This window comes from Colwellia sp. NW0002-52-1 (genome assembly GCF_057550865.1).
This window is the reverse complement of sequence record NZ_BAAJLU010000009.1, coordinates 34,983-55,254: the sequence shown is the minus strand read 5'-3', so window position 1 is coordinate 55,254 and position 20,272 is coordinate 34,983. Positions and strand designations below refer to the sequence as shown.

19 protein-coding genes are annotated in these 20,272 nt (G+C 37.8%); 10 read left to right on the top strand and 9 right to left on the bottom strand.

The features are described 5' to 3' along the window. Nucleotides 1-14: 14 nt before the first annotated feature. From AC27H3_RS10755 to AC27H3_RS10735, 5 genes are all read right to left on the bottom strand, one after another. Nucleotides 15-674, bottom strand: coding sequence for a response regulator transcription factor (locus AC27H3_RS10755; protein WP_081178085.1), 660 nt, complete (start codon nucleotides 672-674; stop codon nucleotides 15-17). Nucleotides 675-889: 215 nt separating this feature from the next. Continuing rightward, the gene (locus AC27H3_RS10750; protein ID WP_487106081.1) at nucleotides 890-2,050 is read right to left on the bottom strand and encodes a porin; all 1,161 of its coding nucleotides are present in this window, start codon (nucleotides 2,048-2,050) and stop codon (nucleotides 890-892) included. 262 nt (nucleotides 2,051-2,312) lie between these two features. Then, nucleotides 2,313-3,635, bottom strand: coding sequence for a DUF3422 family protein (locus AC27H3_RS10745; RefSeq protein WP_487106079.1), 1,323 nt, complete (start codon nucleotides 3,633-3,635; stop codon nucleotides 2,313-2,315). A 170-nt stretch (nucleotides 3,636-3,805) separates the two neighbouring features. After that, nucleotides 3,806-6,145, bottom strand: coding sequence for a TonB-dependent receptor (locus AC27H3_RS10740; RefSeq protein ID WP_487106078.1), 2,340 nt, complete (start codon nucleotides 6,143-6,145; stop codon nucleotides 3,806-3,808). 235 nt (nucleotides 6,146-6,380) lie between these two features. After that, complete coding sequence (locus tag AC27H3_RS10735) at nucleotides 6,381-6,692, bottom strand: EthD family reductase (protein ID WP_487106076.1); 312 nt, start codon at nucleotides 6,690-6,692, stop codon at nucleotides 6,381-6,383. A 547-nt stretch (nucleotides 6,693-7,239) separates the two neighbouring features. Here AC27H3_RS10735 and AC27H3_RS10730 point away from each other — a divergent pair. From AC27H3_RS10730 to AC27H3_RS10705, 6 genes are all read left to right on the top strand, one after another. Further along, nucleotides 7,240-7,710: a GNAT family N-acetyltransferase gene (locus AC27H3_RS10730; protein ID WP_487106074.1), complete on the top strand. Its 471-nt coding sequence runs from the start codon at nucleotides 7,240-7,242 to the stop codon at nucleotides 7,708-7,710. A 96-nt stretch (nucleotides 7,711-7,806) separates the two neighbouring features. Then, nucleotides 7,807-8,526 carry a hypothetical protein gene (locus tag AC27H3_RS10725; protein ID WP_487106072.1) on the top strand — a complete coding sequence of 240 codons (720 nt, stop codon included), beginning with the start codon at nucleotides 7,807-7,809 and terminating at the stop codon, nucleotides 8,524-8,526. Between the two features lie 135 nt (nucleotides 8,527-8,661). Further along, entirely contained in the window at nucleotides 8,662-9,183 is a 522-nt protein-coding gene (locus tag AC27H3_RS10720; protein ID WP_487106070.1) for a hypothetical protein, read from the top strand. A gap of 67 nt (nucleotides 9,184-9,250) precedes the next feature. Continuing rightward, entirely contained in the window at nucleotides 9,251-9,556 is a 306-nt protein-coding gene (locus tag AC27H3_RS10715) for a hypothetical protein (RefSeq protein ID WP_487106068.1), read from the top strand. Between the two features lie 110 nt (nucleotides 9,557-9,666). Continuing rightward, the gene (locus AC27H3_RS10710; protein WP_487106066.1) at nucleotides 9,667-10,104 is read left to right on the top strand and encodes a GNAT family N-acetyltransferase; all 438 of its coding nucleotides are present in this window, start codon (nucleotides 9,667-9,669) and stop codon (nucleotides 10,102-10,104) included. Between the two features lie 111 nt (nucleotides 10,105-10,215). Continuing rightward, nucleotides 10,216-10,647, top strand: a complete 432-nt coding sequence (locus AC27H3_RS10705; protein ID WP_487106064.1) for a hypothetical protein — start codon at nucleotides 10,216-10,218, stop codon at nucleotides 10,645-10,647. Nucleotides 10,648-11,037: 390 nt separating this feature from the next. On the opposite strand, the gene AC27H3_RS10700 is transcribed toward AC27H3_RS10705, so the two are convergent. From AC27H3_RS10700 to AC27H3_RS10685, 4 genes are read right to left on the bottom strand one after another with little or no spacing between them, the layout of a single operon-like run. Continuing rightward, nucleotides 11,038-11,820 carry an ABC transporter permease gene (locus AC27H3_RS10700; RefSeq protein WP_487106062.1) on the bottom strand — a complete coding sequence of 261 codons (783 nt, stop codon included), beginning with the start codon at nucleotides 11,818-11,820 and terminating at the stop codon, nucleotides 11,038-11,040. Continuing rightward, nucleotides 11,820-12,548 carry an ABC transporter ATP-binding protein gene (locus tag AC27H3_RS10695; RefSeq protein ID WP_487106202.1) on the bottom strand — a complete coding sequence of 243 codons (729 nt, stop codon included), beginning with the start codon at nucleotides 12,546-12,548 and terminating at the stop codon, nucleotides 11,820-11,822. The genes AC27H3_RS10700 and AC27H3_RS10695 overlap by 1 nt, the downstream gene beginning before the upstream one ends. Further along, nucleotides 12,545-13,525: a YVTN family beta-propeller repeat protein gene (locus AC27H3_RS10690; RefSeq protein WP_487106060.1), complete on the bottom strand. Its 981-nt coding sequence runs from the start codon at nucleotides 13,523-13,525 to the stop codon at nucleotides 12,545-12,547. The genes AC27H3_RS10695 and AC27H3_RS10690 overlap by 4 nt, the downstream gene beginning before the upstream one ends. A 15-nt stretch (nucleotides 13,526-13,540) precedes the next feature. Continuing rightward, nucleotides 13,541-14,788 (bottom strand): ABC transporter substrate-binding protein, encoded by a 1,248-nt coding sequence (locus tag AC27H3_RS10685; RefSeq protein ID WP_487106058.1) that lies wholly within the window; start codon nucleotides 14,786-14,788, stop codon nucleotides 13,541-13,543. A gap of 281 nt (nucleotides 14,789-15,069) precedes the next feature. On the opposite strand from AC27H3_RS10685, the gene pedF reads away from it, so the two are divergent. The 4 genes from pedF (at nucleotide 15,070) to exaC (ending at nucleotide 20,230) form a co-directional block, all read left to right on the top strand. Then, complete coding sequence (gene pedF, locus AC27H3_RS10680; protein ID WP_487106056.1) at nucleotides 15,070-15,510, top strand: cytochrome c-550 PedF; 441 nt, start codon at nucleotides 15,070-15,072, stop codon at nucleotides 15,508-15,510. Next, complete coding sequence (locus AC27H3_RS10675) at nucleotides 15,497-16,399, top strand: substrate-binding periplasmic protein (protein ID WP_487106054.1); 903 nt, start codon at nucleotides 15,497-15,499, stop codon at nucleotides 16,397-16,399. The genes pedF and AC27H3_RS10675 overlap by 14 nt, the downstream gene beginning before the upstream one ends. A 257-nt stretch (nucleotides 16,400-16,656) precedes the next feature. After that, the gene (locus tag AC27H3_RS10670) at nucleotides 16,657-18,375 is read left to right on the top strand and encodes a PQQ-dependent methanol/ethanol family dehydrogenase (RefSeq protein WP_408607678.1); all 1,719 of its coding nucleotides are present in this window, start codon (nucleotides 16,657-16,659) and stop codon (nucleotides 18,373-18,375) included. 334 nt (nucleotides 18,376-18,709) lie between these two features. Next, a complete protein-coding gene (gene exaC, locus AC27H3_RS10665; RefSeq protein WP_085305702.1) occupies nucleotides 18,710-20,230 on the top strand; it encodes an acetaldehyde dehydrogenase ExaC in 1,521 nt (506 codons plus the stop codon). Nucleotides 20,231-20,272 lie beyond the last annotated feature (42 nt).

Here is a 20,272-nt window from a genome sequence, read left to right as displayed (position 1 = left end):
CCCAATATTTCAACTTAACGTTTTAAGTATTGATTAAAATCCACATCGCTACAGCCTAGTACCACTTTAACCCGATTAGACGCCCCCAACTTTTTCAATATTGAAGATACGTGTGATTTAACCGTAGTTTCAGAAATATGTAAGTTAAAACCAATTTGTTTATTAGCTTCACCTTTAGTTAAGTGTTTTAACACAATTAGTTCACGGCGAGTTAATAAGGAGATGTTTTCGGGGGCAACTTGAAATTCTTTTTTAGTGCTCGTGTCGTTAACTTGCGAACGCATAATATCAGACGGTAAATATACGTTACCTTGAAAAACACTTTCAATTGCTTCACCAATAACATCTTTTGACGACGATTTAGAGATAAAGCCAACGGCACCATAAGAAATTGTTTGTAATATTTTTTGTTTTTCTTGTTCTGCCGAGACAATAACAACAGGTGTTGTTGGGCATTCGTTACGAATATCTAACAAACCATTAAGACTCGACATACCAGGCATGTTCAAGTCTAAAAGTATTAAATCTATATCATCGTTTTCTTTCACAAATGCTAATGTTGAGTCAACGTCTTCCGTTTCATAGGTCGTTGAACCAGGAAACTTTATGCCTATAATATTAACGATTGCATCTCTGAAAAGCGGATGATCATCTGCAACCAAAATTTTATACATAAAAGCACTACCGTAAAATGAATAAGCGGCCTAACCATAACAGGTTACCGTTAATAATTTAACCCTCCTAAAGTTGTAGAAAACTCATCTTTTGGTGTGCCTACAGTTGAAAAACGCAATAATTGTTCTATGTATAGCTCGAATATTGCGTTTTCCAAGTATTTATATTTCTTATGTATTTTTTTTAAATGTACTTAAAACATTCTGTATTACGATTAAAATGTAATCACTGAACCAATAGCAAAGGTATTGTTGTCTTCACCTACCAGCGAGTCAGTAACATCTGCTTCAGTGTTATTATATTCAAATACAAGCGTTAGGCCTGGGCGCAATGTTCTAAAATAAGCGACACCTGTATTGGTATGTGTTGCATCTAAAGTGCTGCCGGTATTTTTCACTTCAGTTTCACCGTAAGTAACTACAAAACGATTATCTTCCATCGTGTAAGATGCTTGCACCAAGTAGCCGTCAGATTCAATAGCATCGTCACCTACAATACTGTCTAAGCCTGCAACATGCCCTAAGCCTTCTGAACTGTAGCCTGATGCTGTAATTGATAAACCACCCAATTTAACATTAGCACCGTAACCAATACCTGACTGGTCTTGCTCAACACCATTCGCTTCACTCGACTGAGTAACCCCACTCACCCAAGCTTTTATTGTTGTTGCATCAATGCTTGTTGTGTACATCAGTTCAGCTTCAAAACGTGGTAAATCTTCTGATGAATCAGCACCGGTTTTATTTGGGTCCATAATACCTACCGCCAAATTGAAGCCATTCATTTCTGGCGAACGATAAGTAATTTGTGCTTTTGGAAATGGATAAGTGTAACCGGTACTTATATTACCAAACGAAACATTACCACCATCAACCAAGCCAAAAAAATCTGACGTTTGACCATAACCGAGCAGTAGTTCATCACCTAAAATATTAGCTCTATTGAAAAGGCCAAAATCTTTACCGAGTAAAACTTCACCCCAATCACCACTTACTGTGCCGTAGAACTGTCTAACATCAATTAACGAGCCAGTACCTAAATCATCGGGTGTTGCGTCTCGGCTTTGGTCTGTGTCGTTTACAGAAACCCAAAATGAAGATCGCATACCTATTTTTAAATCTGACAATTGATTAGAGAAGTTAAAGCCAATATTGTTCGGCAAAAAACCCATACGAACACGAGATTGATCTCTGTCGCTGGCATTGCCGCTAGCGTCGGTAGTTTCAATTGAGCTGTTTACATAGAATATATTTACTAGGCCATCGGCACTAAAAGTCATACCGTCATTTTCGTAAATTTCAACAGCGGCATTACTGTTAAATGCGGCCATAACTAATGTTGCAGAGATCACGCTTACTTTAAATAGTTTAGTCATTTTATGCTTCCGGTTTTTTATTATAAATGTGTATTTATAATAAAAAATTCAGCCGTAAATAAAATGAGTCAACTTAACCAAATAAACTGCCCTTTAGTCGTACGATAAAGGTGTAATGCTTTAGGATGATATAAGGAGGATAAAATGAATATCATGTCTTTAGCACACTGTTCTAGCGCTCACTTAAAATCTTGACGATATCACATAAAAGTTGAAGGTATATCTGTGAAATTGATTAAACGACATTATTTTATTTAACTTTTTAATCTTTCCCTTTATTAATGTAACGAATAGCAATCAGAACCAACAACCAAGTAGAAATCAAAATAATAGGCACTGCAAATCCTTTGACCATTACCTTATTAACCGAGAAACCTGAAGACTTTATCGCATTCAAAACATAATCGAGTAAGCCCATTAAATAATAAGCCATAGCAGCGACAGAAACTCCCTCGACCATTTGCTGCAAACGTAATTGCACTACACCACGCTGATTAATCGCTGACAGCAGTTGTTGATTTTGTTGTTCTATAGCTAGGTCAACTCGGGTTCTTAATAAACTACTTGCACGAGCAATACGTCGGGTTAGATCTTCTAAGCGCACAGACAATGCCTGACACGTTCGAATACCAGGACTAAGCCTGCGAGTAACAAATTCATTAATTCGTTCAGTTCCTGCAATATCACTTTCTTTTAATTGCTTTAGCCGAGAACACACTAATTCATAATACGCATTGGTCGCACTAAAACGGTAACTAATATCAGCAATAAGTTGTTCGGTTTTACCCGCTAACTCTGAAAGTTTGTCGAGCATTTCGCCGTCATTAACTTTTTGGCTATCAGCCATTTGCTGATTAATCGCGACTAAATCGTTTTCCATTTTTGCCACTTTAGGCGATAACGTTCGGGCAATAGGTAAACTCAGCAACGCCATCATTTGATAGGTTTCAATTTCTAACATGCGCTGTATTAAACGCCCAGCTTGATAACTATTAAGTAACTTACTTTGAATGAGAATTCGGCTAAAGCCATCACTGTGTAATTTAAATGAGGTATAAACATTGGCGCGATCATCTGCCACATTACTACCCAGTACTTGATGACCCTCAAAGGCATGATAAAGTGCTTGTTCAGATATTTCTGCTTCGTGAATAACTAAATTTACTGCGCTTGCAAGCTCCCCGACAATATTATCAAACCATTCTTGCGGTAAGAACTCAGTGGCATAACCATCAAAAAGTGATTTACCTAGCCCTTTGCGAATAAAACTATAACTTGAAAACTCCAAATGGCGCTCCCAACGAAGTTCAAAGCCACCAAAATCTTGATAATAACAACTTGCCTCACGTATGGGAGGATTAACGTTGTAACGCTGACATAAGGTATATATTTGCTGATATTCTAAATCACGTTCTTGCTCTGTTAAACGAACAGCTAAATGTGTGATTGAGGTGGGCACATCAACCTGGGGAGATGGTCTATTGTGAAGCTCTTGCGATATTTGCTGTCGCAATGGCGAAACAACAATATTGGCTCGCTCATAATTTACAGCGTTAGCGTTTGTTGTCGATAAGTTTGAGTGCACTGAGTTTCTCCAAAAATGTAAACAATTCGCTAAAACAGCAATTCAAAATATCGTTGCTGCATAACCATTAGCTTCGCATAAATCATCAAACAGTACGGTCAAATTAGCACCGTACTGTTGAGATTATGCATCCATAACTACAAGCTGAAGTTAATGGCTAAAGTTAATAACTAAAATTGATAGTTAATACTAATACTCGCTGATCGCGGTCTAGATGGACCAACAAAGTATTCATCAAACTCCGTATCAGGATAAATTTCCTCTAACACTTCATCTGCCTCACCGTAAGTGCCAAAAGTTTCAAACTTACGATCAAAAAGGTTATCAACTTTCGCTGACAAGCGCAGTTGTTGAGTTATCTGATAATTAAAATAAATATTAGTTACCGCGTACGATGGAATTTTTTTATTCTCATTCGCTTCATCGCCACGGTAATATGACGAAGACGCATACAACATTTCAGCACCAATATTTAGCGCATCATTGAACTGCCAATTTGCATGAAACTTTACTTGATGCTGTGGTTGGCCAGGAATATTGTCACCCACTTCAACTTGTCTGTTTGCACCTAAAGGATTTACGGGGCTAAAAGAGACAAAAGGCGATTCAAAAGTGGCTTTTAAATAGTTATAACTTGCGCCTAAATCAATCGAGTTTACTTGGGTAGAGGCAGCCAATTCAACACCTTGTCGTTGCGTTTTATCAAGGTTGATAAAATAGCCTTGGTTTGATTTATTACCCGCTTGTTGAAATATAATGTCTTCATAACTCATGGTTGAAAACACGGTTGCTAAAGCAGAAAAGTTATCATTTTCAAACTGTAAAGCTGCTTCAACGGTTTTCGCTACCACTTGTTCAAGCGGCGGATCGGCAACAAACGCATTGGGTAATTTACAAGGATCTTCTTCATCTGCACAACTTAGCTCAGCGGGGCTAGGAGCGCGTGATGATTCGCTATAACTTAGCTTAAAGGTATAGTCAGGCGTTAAGCGGTAGTTAACTGAAATTGCAGGGTTAAAACGGTTAAAATAGTGTTCGCCATTAAGTGAACCTGGCCCGGTTTCAATCTGGTCTTGCATACTTATGTGAGTACGATTATATCGACCAGCAAGGTTAACGGTTAAATCGTCTCCAATGGCTAAAGTATTTAAGAAGTAAAAATAATGCTGCTTATTACTCACCTCTAACTGAACACGAGACTCCATATCGTATAAGCCAATGCCCGTTACTGAACGATCATCAGTAATAGTATCGTTATGCAGCACGGCGAATTCGGTATCACTTCTAAAGCTAATATCTGCTTTATCAATGCCAAGCCCAAAAATAAATTCGTTATCTAATGTGGCATGCACATCGGTTGCATCAAAATGACTGGCTCGTACCCATTGCAAAGCGGCACCGTAACTTTCGTTATCAGTAAAACCAGTATTATAAGTACCATCAACGTCATCAGCATCAATATCGCTTAGCTCACTTAACCAAGTGTCTTCATCAAAGCCAACAAAATGAACACGCTCTAACGCATCGTTTTCATCTTCTTCACACAAACTATAAAGCGCACCAGACTCACACTCTTCATAATCGCTATCGTCACCATTTATACTGTTAATTTTATTTTTACGATAATAAACATTGCCTTGCCACGACATTTGCTCGTTAATGACACTGTCAGATTTAAGACTGAATTGTTGAAATCTGGTATGAGTTTTATCAGGTTGAGTGTAAATGGCACTTCTTCCTGCTAATTCGGCTAGTACTTCAGGCACAGCGCCATTTCCAAGTAATTGGTTATTATTCGCAGAGTAAGTAAAATCAATAGTACGGTCTTCATCAACATAACTCAGTGTTGCTAAAAATTGCTTTAATTCACTTTCAGAATAGTCTCGCCAGCCATCTTCTTGGTATTGATTAGCAATGATGTAATAGCCCCAGTTGCCATTATTGCCACCTGATTGCACGGTAAATTGTTGTTGCCCAAAACTACCAAAGCGCGCTTCAAGCTCATGCTTGGTATAACTAAAGCCATTTTTAGTCGTTAGTGCTAGCGCCCCACCTAAAGTATTTTGTCCAAAGGCAGGGTTTGAACCAGCAAATAACGCGACCTTATCAAGCGCGGCAAGCGGGATTAAATCCCAGTTGACCGTGTCGCCAAAGGGTTCATTGAATCGTACGCCATTTAGATAAACAGAGATTCCCTGAGGTAAGCCTAATAATGGTGAAGCGGTGAAGCCACGGTATTGCACATCAGGCTGAAAAGGATTGTTTTGTATGTCATTAATATGCAAGCTTGTTAGCTTGTTTTTCATGTGATCTGCTAACGAAATAGCTTGAGATTGTGCTAGCGACTCCGCGTTTATGGTTTGCACACTGCCAAAGGAACTTTCTTGTGCTAGGTCATTGGTGGAAAGTGGTGTTTGACCATATATACTAATATTTTCAACACCATTCATACCGTCCCCTAAAGCAGGGAGTGAAGCACATATAAATAAAAAAGTTAACGTCCGTTTCATAACAACTCTCAAAACAAAATGAAGAGCTGTTAATGTAACCTGATGACTAAATTAATCAATATCCCCCCATAGGGAGAAGAATCAAAAAACCAAAATAAACAATATAAAATCAATTGGTTACGACAATATCATTCAAGTTACATCCTGCTAAAGTATGACTAATTTACTCCCCTGTGTTTATTCGTAAATCGCAATTTAAAACGTCAACTTATGCTTTTTATTCAACTTCATACCACTATATTCTGATTTCACTTATCTGAATGGTCGGCTCTACATTGGTAAAATTAGCAAGATCAGCCATTATCACTTCGGCATTAGGACCAAAAGCCGCTTGAAAATCCTCTACCGAATTAAAAGTCATATGACCCATAGCAATAAATGCGGGTGTGTCACCAGGTGCACCACCAGCCAATCCAGAATCTACAGCACCAACTTTTAAAGCATCGCCCAACAACTCTACTACCATAGGAATATGAGTATTACAGTAATAGTCGATATCGAACTTTGCACGCGCCGAATTTGGATACATTACACTAACTTTTATCATTATTTGGATCCTCAATGTTTAGTTTCAATTCAATATGAATTAAGTTTAAAATCAGTTATTCAATCACTTTTTTAATCAGTTTTTAAATATTATCGACACAATAACAAGCTAAAAAGTGGCGTGTTAATTCGTCCTTTAGTCATTAAGTGGTATTTTATTTTGTTTGATTAGAATATGTTTTTTAATTGCCGTATCAACCTTCTAACCCTTACGACATTAACAGAGTATGTGCATGAACTATTGAACAACATGCCTCGTTAGTATGATTTATAAGATACTTTTGAACCTGTTTTAATCCACTGCTTTAAGAGCGATGTCTTATACGCGATGTTTCTCATTTCAATTATATATAATGTGTCATCTGAGGACCACTTACCTAAATCCTCAGTTCCTACAAACAGGGTGAAGTTTGAAAAGACAAATGATTGCTGATAACGTATTAATAATAGTAATAAAAAAGAGTATTATGCTTTATTTATGTTCGATTTTATTGTGTCTTAAATCGAAATACGCATTAATACACTGTTAGAAAGCACATGGAGGTTCAATGGAAATACGCAAAGCTAATGTAAATGATATAGCTGTCGCTTGGGAGATCCGTAAAGAATCAATAAAAGCTGAATGTACCAATCATTATTCACCTGAAACTATTGATTTATGGCTTAATGGCTCATTGCCTGAGGGCTTTGCTGCTGAGTTAGAGCGCAACTTTTATGTTACCACTTTAAATAAAAATATTATTGGCCTAGGAGCATTTAGCTATAGCGACAATAAAATTTACGCTATCTTCACCAAACCTGAATTTATGGGAAAAGGTGTTGGAAAAAAAATGATGGTGTATTTAGAGAACTTAGCAATCAAAAATAGAATAAACACCATTTATTTAGACTCCACATTAAATGCTGCACCTTTTTATCGCTCGTTAGGTTATGTAGGCAACGAAGTTATTAAATATAATAATCCTCGCGGTTTTATTATGGATTGTGTAGCAATGAGAAAGAGCTTAAATGCTTTTTAAAAAGTCATTAAGGCAGGACAAAAAAAGTTGTTTATTCTCCTTCTTCGCTTATTTTAATCAACTATCATTTGTCTCTAAGTGGGGGCGTTAGAAATCATGCATAGATTAATATTATTATCACTTTTAGTGACATTATCTTCAATTTGTACCGCAACAGTTCTTAAAGGGCCTCCGCTTGTGGGCAAACCTATTTATTTCAAACATATTAACGATGATGTGTTTTGGGAAAATATTATTGTTTACGGAAATTTGGAGAAGGAGGTAATAAGAGCTCCAAGTAAAACTTATGAAAGTTCATTTGGTCACTCTTACTGTATGGTTCAGGATATATCTTTTAGAGTTAAAAAATATATTCAGGGTGCTGGACCTGATTTAATTGAGTTTAGCCAACACAGTGTTGATAGCTGTAAATCATTATCTACAGATATTGGATTTAAAGCTTCTATTTTACTTTTGTCAAAAAATAAATTTAGGGGTATATGGACAACCGGTAGTATCAAAATATTTAGCTTGGATGGCGAAGATCGTATTTTTCTCCCAACAGATATTGTTAAATTTAGCCACTTTGAAAATTTTAACGAACTATTAACCTCTTTCAAAGAACCATACGAATGGGGTGTGGAGAATGACCATGAAAATTATCAAGCCTTAGTCTCTCTCAAAGAAAAAGGGATTCTAGACTTTGAAAAAGTAAAAGAAAAATGGCCAAAAGCGCTAGATGCCAAGGAGAACGAGCCTCAAGGCTACAATGAGTACTTTCTAGTTAAAATAAATAAATATATTAAATTGGATGCTTTATTTGAAAATAACTTCTAAAAAGTCATTAAAGCAGGACAGAAGTTGGTTTTTGATCCTTCGTCACTTATTTTAACTAACTATTTTAGCCTCTTAGCGGGCTATTAGCTTCATGGAGGATACATCATCAAGTTTCTATTAATAATAATGTGTTTATTGTCTTATCCTGTAAAATCTGAAGAATGGCATACGAATAATAAACCTGATATCTCAAACAGTTTTCAAGGATCTTCTGGTGAATTCGGTGCCATGATATTCATGACTACTGATTCACAAAAGATGTTAGAGAACTGGGAAGCTCCAACCCCTGGTTATCATATTTCAGAATCAGAGAGTGTAGAAAAAGGCCAACCAATAGAAGCTTTAGTCATATTTAGTGGTTGTTCTGCTAATGCAAATGGGAATTGTATAGCTGAAGTAGATTACCAAATCCTAAAGCCAGATGGATCAGTCTATGCAGAATATAAAAATACTGAATTATGGAAAAACAAACCCGCATTACCTAAAGGTCAATTAGGTTTAGCTATTGATCGCGTAGGAGTTATAGCTAAAGCCGATGACCCTATTGGCGTATATAAAGTGACTTGTGTTGTAAAAGATCTTGTGAGTAACAATAAATTTTTTATATATTCTAGTTTCAAGGTGAATGAAGCTAATGAAAAAATCAACAAGGGCTAAACACAGTGGGCTGCTCACTTTACGCCATTTTTAGTCTCTTATTTTGACGTTATATACAAGGATATCAATGAGCAATAGTGTTTTAAAATGGATTTTAGTTATCTTATATTTTGTATTAGCCTTTTGGTTTGGGCTTTCATTCGAGTGTCAGTTTGATCGTGCTAGACCTTTAATTCTTTCATTAAGTATTACTCCACTAGTACTAATCAATATTAATTTCTTTTTGCATTTACCAATGAAATTATTACATATCCCTGAAGTCTCTGACGTATCTAATTATTCTCTAAGACGTAAATTAGTACTTATAACTTGGTTATTATTTGTAGCTATTATTTTCTGGGGTACATTGGATGAATTTGGCTGTAGCGTATAACGATGAATTAAAGCTGGACAAAAAATCAGTTGGTTTTTACTCATGCCTCACTTCTTTAAGCCAAACATTTCATCACCTCTTAATCAGGTGTTATATTTTAAGGAAACACTGTGAAAATATCACTTCGCCCAGTAACAAAAGAAAATTATGAAGCAGTTTGTGAACTCGATGTCACAAAAGAGCAAGAATACTTTGTAGCTTGTAATATGTGGTCAATAGTTGAATCAAAGTACAATGACGGCTATGAAACCAGAGTTATTTATTTGAAAGAAGCGCCTGTAGGTTTTTTTATGTGGGTAAAAGAATCTGAGATTAAAGTTTCTATTTGGCGATTTATGGTTGATAAAAAACATCAACAAAAATCAATAGGACGTATTGCGCTTAACCTAGCTTTGGCGGAAATAAAAAAAGTAACGGATTTACAAGAAATCGAAATTTGTTATAACCCAAAGAATCCTGTCGCTAAAGAGTTTTACTCTAGCTTTGGTTTTTCTGAAGTCGGTATGGATGAAGACGATGAAGATATGCTTGCGGTTATTGAACTGTAAAATATAACGCGTCATTAAAGCAGGACAAAAAACAGTTGGTTTTACTCCTGATTCGCAAATTTCAACAAATTAATTTTTGTCTCTAATAAGACATGAGGAATCTCAATTAACATGGATGTAATTATCAAAGAATACCCTCAGCTCTTCCCTATATTCTTTATTGTAATGTGGTGTTGTGTCAGTTTTATTTTGTCAAAATTTGGTGGGTGGCATTATTTAGCGAAACAATATCCATGTACGAGAAAATTTAATGGAAAAAAATATTACTTTAACGCCATTAAAATGGGATTAGTTAACTACCGTAATTGTATTACTGTTGGTGTAAATAACACTGAGCTTTATTTAGGAGTTATGTTTCTATTTCGTATTGGCCACAAACCAATGAAAATTCCACTAGCTGAGATAACGGGTAAACAAATTGACGGAATTATTTTTGATTACGTAATTTTGAGTATCAAAAACATCAATATTAAAATTCCTAAAAAGCTAGCGGATAAAATAGTGGTTGCGTCAAATGGGGCTTGGAATTACAGCGTATCTTAACAAGTCGCTAAATATAAAGTGGGGTCAGATACACATTAATTGTTTTTGGTGGTGTAAAAGGGGAAATGTTAAGATCAGAGCTTGACCATGCTGCTCGTTTAAGAGGATATCAGGCAACTAAAATTTAATGTGTATCTGACCCTACTTTATTTGACCTTCTTTATTTTGGAGGACGCATAGTAGCTCTTGCTTTGAGCCTAAAACTCTCAAAGTACTAATGTTTTCAGTTTACTAGCAGTAAATATAGATACCATTCTTAATTGATTACACTCTAGACTCTTGAGTTAATCATTACTGCAGTCATTAAAATATTACATCAAAGCGGTTATTCATGTAACCGAGAAACTCTTCTCACCTGCTTAAGCTTAAAATAATAATATGAGTTAACTCTTACTTACGCCCAAGCTGTGGCTTAAAACTCATCAGTGCAAAAAATGATGCGATACTTGTGGCAATTAACACCGTTAACAATGCAGAAAAATTTAACTGCCCATAAAGTGCGAATCTTAACAACTCAACACACGCAGTGAATGGATTAAACTCGCAAATCCAATATAACCAGATGCTCGCTTCTTTCATCTTCCACAGTGGATACAATGCACTGGACAGAAAAAACATCGGGAAAATAACAAAGTTCATCACACCTGCAAAGTTTTCTAATTGTTTAATCAAGTTAGATAACATCAACCCTAGCGCGCCTAAAAAGAACGCAATTAAGAAAATAGCGGGTATTGCACTTAAATAACCCAATAGTGGAATATCTACTTCGACTAACTGGGCAAAAAGTAAAAAAATAACGACTTGTAAAAGTGATAACAAAGCACTGGCAATTAATTTGCAGCACAATAAATAAGGCCGCGGTAATGGGCTCATTAATAGCACTTTCATACTACCCATTTCGCGGTCATAAACCATTGAAAGCGAACTTTGCATGCCGTTAAATAAAATGATCATGCAGCAAAGGCCAGGAGTAATATATTGCTGATAAGTAATATACGTGCCGTAAGGTTCCATTATCGACACCCCTAAAGCCGCCCTAAACCCTGCTGCAAATACTACTAACCATAATAAAGGCCTAACCAGTGCGCTAAGTAACCGCGAACGTTGTTGAAAAAAACGTAAAACTTCACGCTTAACAATGCCATTAAAACAATACAGATATTGGCTGCTCATTAGATAAGCTCCGTACTGGTGGTTAATCGACGATACAGCTGATATATATCGTCAACGTTATTTGCCTTACATAGTTCACTACTTACGCCCTGTGCGGTAATTTTTCCTTCGTTGATCAATATAAGTTGATCATTCTCTGCTATTTCGTCAATTAAATGTGTTGCCCATAACACGCAAATATTTAAATCTTTGCAGAGTTTGCCCACATATTCAGTGATCATTTTCCTACTATCAATATCTAAACCTACGGTAGCTTCATCAAGCAGTAATACTTTGGGTTGATGAATTAATGCACGGGCAATTTCAACTCGACGTCTATGCCCGCCATTTAGCGAACGCACTTTGTCATTAAGCCGTTGCGTTAATTGCAATTGCGCTAATATATCGCTGATATTATTCAGTGCTTGCGATGCTGAAATACCATGCAGCGCAGCATAATAAACTAAGTTTTGTTTTACAGATAAATCTAAATCTAGTGTACTTTGCTGAAAAACCACGCCCATTGAACGCATGATTTTAGGACGATTTTCTTTAAGGTCAAAACCATTAATATTAACGCTACCTGAAGTTGCTTGAGAAAGACCTGTTAACATTGAAAACAAGGTACTTTTTCCTGCGCCATTTGGCCCAAGCAACACGTTAAAACCACGGTTAATATTCAAGCTTAAATTATCAATTGCCGTTTTTTTACCGTAATGAAAACTCAGCTGATTAGTCACTATGCTCATGGCACGTTTCGTATTACTACGCCCCACGGGTAACGCCCTACTTTAATAGATTTAGTCACCTTCATTGCTTTAACATCAATCACCGAAACATCACCACTGATGCCATTAGTAGTTAATAATTGGCTTTGATCATCGTTAAACGCCAATTGCCAAACACGGCGACCAACTAACAAATATTTATCAACTTCCATGGTTTTACGGTCAATAACCGCTACATGATTTGCCGGGCCAAGCGCCACAAAAGCAAAGCGACCATCGCTTGATAACTCTACCCCCACCGGTTGAACTCGATCACGGTGTATACCCCGAATAGCAAAGGTAAACTCTTTAACAATTTCTTGTGTGTTTACATCAAGCACCACCACGGCCCCACCAATTTCAGAGCTAACCCATAAAAACTTTCCGTCGTCAGTAAATTTAGCCGAGCGAGGTCTAGCACCCACTAACGTGTTGGCAAAGTTGGTATTATTTTCAGTGTGTATCCAATGCACCATATTGGTGGTTTCTGAGGTAACTACCACAATTTTTCCATCAGGACTCACCGCTAACCCTTCAGGCTCAACACCAACATCGATTTGAGCAACAACCGTTGCGGTTTCTATATCAATCACGGTAAGCAGTGCATCGTCTTCATTGGAGGTATAAATAATTCTACCATTTGGGTGTAAAGCAATAGTTTCAGGGTCTTCGCCAGAGGGTAACTCACCAACAATTTGCTCGGTATTAAGATCTAAAATTTGAATTCGGTCTGATTCACTGGCACAAATGTAGGCCAGTGAATGTTGCTTATTAAAAATAATCCCCCGCGGTCGCTCGCCAACAGGTATGGTTTTTATGACTTTATTTTGGCTTAAATCGATCACCGAAATATTATCGTCTTTCTCATTCGTAACATAAGCGAATTCAGTGGCATAACTCGTATTGATATGCAAAGCAGCGGCGAAGCAAAGTACGCTAACAAGGTTTATAGTTTTCATAAGTAATGGTGAGCCTTATTTACAGTGAGATTCTTGAGCATCAAAGCCAAGCGTATCAAGTTCAGTGACGGGGTGTAACATACCAGGCTGAGGTGATTGCGACACCAAAGCATGAGGGTGCACCAACGCTAGTGGCATTCTTAATTGTCGGTTCCAAGACCTAAAGCTTAGCTTGCGGCCTTTGTATGCCGCGAGTTCAAACTTATCTGAGCTAATATATTCTTTAAGCTTTTCACTGTCTTTAGAATGCAGTTTATGTACTGACTGGGCAATACTGCGCACCGCTAAATATGCCGAAAAGTCGGTTTCATTCATTGCTCGATTAGCTAAATCAGTAAAGCGATTTTGTAACTGCGCCGCGCCCCACTGTTCAATTGCACCATGCCAAGCCAACGCTTCTAAGCCAGCTGAGCCAATAACTGGGCGAGGTAAATAGGTATTAAAAGGGATAAACTCAGCAAATTCTTTGCTTTTATCTGCAACATAAACCGCATCATAATCTTGCACCGTTTGAGTAAATAATGGGATTTCTTGCTGAGTGCTACGCCTAAGGTCGGTATTAAAATCCCATTGTTTTTCGCCAATAAGTTTAATGCCAAAACGTTTCGCTGAGCGCTTAAATGAATGCGCCAACTCAATATCTTCTACTTTGCTGCCCTGTATTAATAACACCTTATTCATACGACGATATAATAGCCACTGAGCAAGCGCATCAGACTTCATCGCGTTACTAACACTGGTATGAAACACCTTAGCTAAACACTGAGTAGAGCGTAATTCATCTGACGACTCGCTCACATTAAAAAGTAGCAGTGATTTGTTTTTCGCCCACTTATCAACTTTAACTAACTCAGTTAGGGGGGCGTCAAGAATAAAAATTTGTTGCCCTTGTAGATATTTCGCATCTAAATATCGCAAAAATTCATCACTTTTTTCAGAACTAAAATGACTTAACGTAAAATGCTGCTTTAAAAACTTACCAGTAGTATTCGAGTCATTTATCGCAAGTTCAGCCCCCGTATAGCCACTATCTTCTGGTATTTTGAAAATATTCAGCACATTGCTAGCTTGTTGTTGATCAAACTTAACATAGCTAATTTGTAACGTAATAGGCTGGGGTTGCGCTAGAGTTGTTAAGCAAATTAGCGACAAACCAATAGCAAAAAATTGCTTCTTAGCACTTATATTTACTATCGCAGACAGTGACTGGGTAAATATGAACACGGTAAAAATAACAATTAAAAACATGGTGAACTCAAACATTAGCAAAGTCCCAAGACTATAAAGTCGAATCGAGCTATCAACCTTAAGCATATAGAATAATTGCTTAAATTTAAAATCATCAACACCTACCAATAACCACCGCAAACCATTGATAATTAATGCTATAAACAAAAACACACGCTATAAACACGATAAACTCATACTAAAGGAGGAGGCCTAACGCGCTAAAGTATAATTCTTGAACATAGCTCACATCCTTATGATGAGGCTATCAAAATTAAACTCCACGAATAACTTACGTAGAAAATGAGGTACTCACAATGATAAAACTTAATAAAGGCCGCTGCTATTTAATTGCATTGATAGCAATTTGCTCATTCGGTATTGCGGCTCATGGCCCAGTTACACCACAATCAATTGATACCTCAACATTACCTACGTTAGGTGAAGAGTGGAGTGATACCAACCCGTATCGCGAATCTGAAGGTGATACCCGCAAAGAGATTTTACGTGTTGGCGCTTCAGCGTATAACCAAAATTGTGCGCGCTGCCATGGTTTAGAAGGAATTTCAGGTGGTATTGCTCCCGATTTACGGGAACTTGCCAGCGATTTTGACGGCGATGAATGGTACGTTTATCGAGTGCAAAACGGTGCTGTGCGCAACGGCGCAGTTTATATGCCGAAAATGACAGAGCATTTAAACCAAGAAGCACTTTGGTCAATTCGTACTTGGTTAGAGTCTGTCAGTGAAAAAAAGTAACTTTAAAACGTTAATTTTTTGGTTAAGTTGTTGTAGCATTTTTTGCTCAACAGCTTTTGCTCGATCCTATGATGACATTATTGAAAGTAATGAAATTGTAGTGGCAGTATACCGAGACTATACCCCTTTTTCGTATCAGGAAAATGGCGAAGCTAAAGGTATTGACGTTGTTATAGCTAAACATATTGCCAGAAAATTAGGGGTAAAACTTCGTTTTAGGTGGGTAACTGCCGATGAAAACGTAGAAGGCGATTTACGCAATAACCTCTGGAAAGGCCACTTTCTAAAACGCACAGTCGCCGACTTAATGCTACGCGTACCATACGACAAAGCATATTCTCTTCTGCGTGATGATATTGGAGAGTTGGTGCATGAACAAGTACATATGTTCGCGCCCTACCATACTGAATCTTGGAAAATAGCCTTCAATAATCAGAAAATTGAAGATGTTAGCACCATGGCAGTATTTCAATATCACGACATTGGTGTAGAAGTAGATTCAATTCCTCAGTTTTACTTAATGTCAGTTTTTAACGGTCGAATGAGTAAAAGAGCCAAACAATTTAACACTGTGGAATCGGCTTTTACTGCTATGCATGAGCAAAAAATTGATGCAGTAATGGGGCTAAGAAGCCAGATAAGTTATTACCAGCAGCAACTTGCTTCGCTAAATTATCAATTAGCGTCAAATGCCTTTCCTAATATTGGTAAACAACAATGGGATATTGGCATGGCGGTTAAAAGTGACTATCGCCAACTAGGTTATGCGGTTGCTGATATTGTTGAAGCTATGATTGCATCGGGAGAAATTAAAAAAATATTCGAAGATCATTACGCAATATATCAACTGCCTGCATTGTACTCAGTTGCTATGGAGCAACCTCAATAGCAACGGTTTACTCATCCCCTTATTCATACTAAATGATGAAAAAAATTCGACCGCTGAGTGATAGCCGTTAAAAACACCAAAATATAACATGGCTGTAGACTGTAAAAATGTATGGATTCGAACAAGAAAACACGCCGGATCTAACCAAGCCTACAGGAAGATAAAAAGACAAAATATCGTTACGTATATTTATAACCCAAGAGGAAATAACAATGATAACAGCAGGTAAAAATAAAATATTGTCATTATCTATTGCTATGTCTTTAACGTTTACAGGCCTAGCAAACGCAGGTGTAACCGATAAAGACATTGCCAATGACCAAATGACAACTAATGACGTAGTAACCTACGGACTTGGCCTAAAAGGTCAGCGTTACAGTCCACTTGATAAAATAAATACCGAAACAGTTAAGCAAATGCATCCGGTTTGGTCTTTTTCATTAGGCGGCGAAAAACAACGTGGTCAAGAATCTCAACCTATGGTGAAAGACGGCGTTATGTATATCACTGGTTCATACTCACGTGTGTATGCAATTGATGTAAATACGGGTGACGAACTTTGGCAATACGATGCAAGACTACCAGATGGCATTATGCCATGTTGTGATGTTATTAACCGTGGCGTGGCATTATTCGATGATCTAGTTATTTTTGGTACGCTTGATGCGAAACTTGTCGCATTGCATAAAGACACAGGTAAAGTCGTTTGGAAAAAGAAAGTAGAAGACTACAAAGCCGGTTATTCAATTACCGCCGCACCTATTATAGTTAAAGGTAAGGTCATTACAGGTGTTGCCGGTGGCGAATTTGGTGTTGTAGGTAAAGTAAGAGCTTACGATGCTAAAAATGGTAAATTAGTTTGGGAACGTCCAACTGTTGAAGGCCACATGGGCTACATTTGGAAAAACGGCAAAAAAATGGACAATGGCATTTCTGGCGGTAAACCAGGACAAACTTGGCCAGCAGAGCTTTGGAAATCAGGTGGTGCTGCGCCTTGGTTAGGTGGTACTTATGATGCTGACGTTGATTTGCTTTTCTTTGGCACAGGTAACCCAGCACCTTGGAACTCTCACTTACGCCCAGGCGATAACCTTTTCTCATCTTCTCGTTTAGCTATCGACCCAGATACCGGTAAAATTGTATGGCACTTTCAAACAACGCCGCATGATGGTTGGGATTTTGATGGCGTAAACGAACTTATCTCTTTCGATTATAAAGAAAAAGGTAAAACCATAAAAGCCGCTGCAACAGCCGACAGAAACGGATTCTTCTACGTACTTAATCGTGAAAATGGTGACTTTATACGTGGTTTCCCATTTGCAGATAAAATTACCTGGGCTTCAGGACTAACTGATGAGGGTCGTCCAATCTATGTTGATAGCAACAGACCTGGTGATCCTAGTAAATCAAAAGATGGTAATAAAGGTAGTACTGTTGTTTCAGCGCCAGCCTTCTTAGGTGCCAAGAACTGGATGCCAATGGCTTACAGCCAAGATACAGAATTATTTTATGTGCCTGCAAACGAATGGCAAATGGATATTTGGAATGAGCCTACTGCCTATAAAAAAGGTGCAGCATACTTAGGTGCTGGTTTTACCATAAAAGCCATTAATGAAGACTACATTGGTGTGCTAAAAGCAATCGACCCTAAAACGGGTAAAGTTATTTGGCGCTACAATAACTACGCACCTTTATGGGGTGGTGTTTTAGTAACTGCAGGTAACTTAGTATTTACCGGTACACCAGAAGGTTATTTATTAGGCCTTGACGCTAAAACAGGTGAAGTAAAATATAAATTTAATACAGGCTCAGGCATTGTAGGCTCACCTATTACTTGGGAAATGGATGGCGAACAATACTTGTCAGTACTTTCTGGTTGGGGTGGCGCAGTTCCTTTATGGGGCGGTGACGTTGCAGAGCGTATTAAACACTTTAACCAAGGTGGCAGTGTTTGGACCTTTAAATTACCTAAGTAATTATCGCAAGCAATTACCGCAAGCAATAACAGAAGGGCTGAATACAAAACGACTCCCATAGTAATGTAACACCAGCCCTACTCTCCCTGCATTTAAAAAGCTTTTGATATTTTTCAAAAGCTTTTTTTTACCTTAAAAATTAGTGATAGCCCCATAAAAACCAAGCAACTCGTCCCAAAGTATGATGTTTTTAAAGCCTATGGGTAATAGTTCCATTTGCTTGCACCGCATTACTATAGATACACGAAAAAAACGTTTTAGTAATAACTAGAGCAAACATAAATAGGGCCATGGAAAGAGTATTACTCTGGCTGGTCTCGACACGAGGTGATATATGATCTATTCAAACCCAGGCAGTGAAGGTTCTGTTGTTTCTTTTAAACCTAAATATGAAAACTTTATCAATGGTCAGTGGGTAGCTCCTGTTAAGGGAAATTATTTTACCAACACTACCCCTGTTACTGGTGAAGTTATTTGTGAAATTCCTCGTTCAAGCAGCGAAGATATTGAATTAGCACTTGATGCAGCTCATGGCGCTAAAGAAGCTTGGGGAAAAACATCAGTTCAAGACCGCTCGAGAGTGCTCCTGAAAATTGCTGACCGTATTGAAGAAAACCTTGAGAAAATTGCCGTTGCTGAAACATGGGATAACGGTAAGCCAGTGCGCGAAACGCTTGCGGCTGATATTCCATTATGTGCTGATCACTTTCGCTACTTTGCCGGCTGTATTCGTTCACAAGAAGGTTCTCTTTCACAAATAGATAACGAGACTGTTGCTTATCATTTTCATGAGCCAATTGGTGTTGTTGGTCAAATAATTCCTTGGAATTTCCCAATATTAATGGCGGCATGGAAGCTTGCGCCTGCACTTGCTGCTGGTAACTGTGTAATTTTAAAACCTGCTGAGCAAACACCGGTCAGTATTTTAGTTTTAATGGACATTATTGCTGACTTACTTCCGCCAGGCGTTTTAAACATAGTCAATGGTTTTGGTAAAGAAGCCGGTGAAGCACTAGCTACAAGCACACGCATTGGTAAAATCGCCTTCACAGGCTCTACCGCAATTGGTGGACACATTCTTAAATGTGCCGCTGAAAATCTTATTCCATCAACGGTAGAACTTGGTGGTAAATCACCGAATATTTTCTTTAAAGACATAACACAATTTGAAGATGACTACTTAGAAAAGTGTGCTGAAGGTTTTGTTTTAGGCTTCTTTAACCAAGGTGAGGTTTGTACTTGTCCGTCTCGAGCCTTAATCCAAGAAGATATTTTCGACGAATTTATGGAAAAAGTCATCGAAAAAGCGAACAAAATTATTCGCGGCAACCCACTCGATACTGAAACTATGGTGGGTGCTCAAGCATCTCAAGAGCAATTTGAGAAAATCATGAGCTACCTAACTATTGGTAAAGATGAAGGTGCTGAGCTTTTAACTGGCGGCAATAAAGAAAGCTTAGGCGATTCACTTGATACGGGTTACTACATCCAACCTACTATTTTAAAAGGTAATAACAAAATGCGCATCTTCCAAGAAGAAATTTTTGGACCGGTTGTTGCAGTAACTACCTTTAAAGATGAAGCCGAAGCATTAGCCATAGCTAACGATTCAGTTTACGGTTTAGGCGCGGGTTTATGGACACGTGACGCCAACCTTGCACACCGAGTTGGACGTGGTATTGAAGCGGGTCGAGTATGGACTAACTGTTACCATTTATACCCAGCTCACGCAGCATTTGGTGGTTATAAAAAATCAGGTATCGGTCGTGAAAACCATAAAATGATGCTTGATCATTATCAGCAAACTAAAAACTTATTAGTAAGCTATAGCACGAGTCCTTTAGGTTTCTTTTAACCTAGCCCTCGATGTGTATTAGGGTGCCTTTCTTTAACGAGA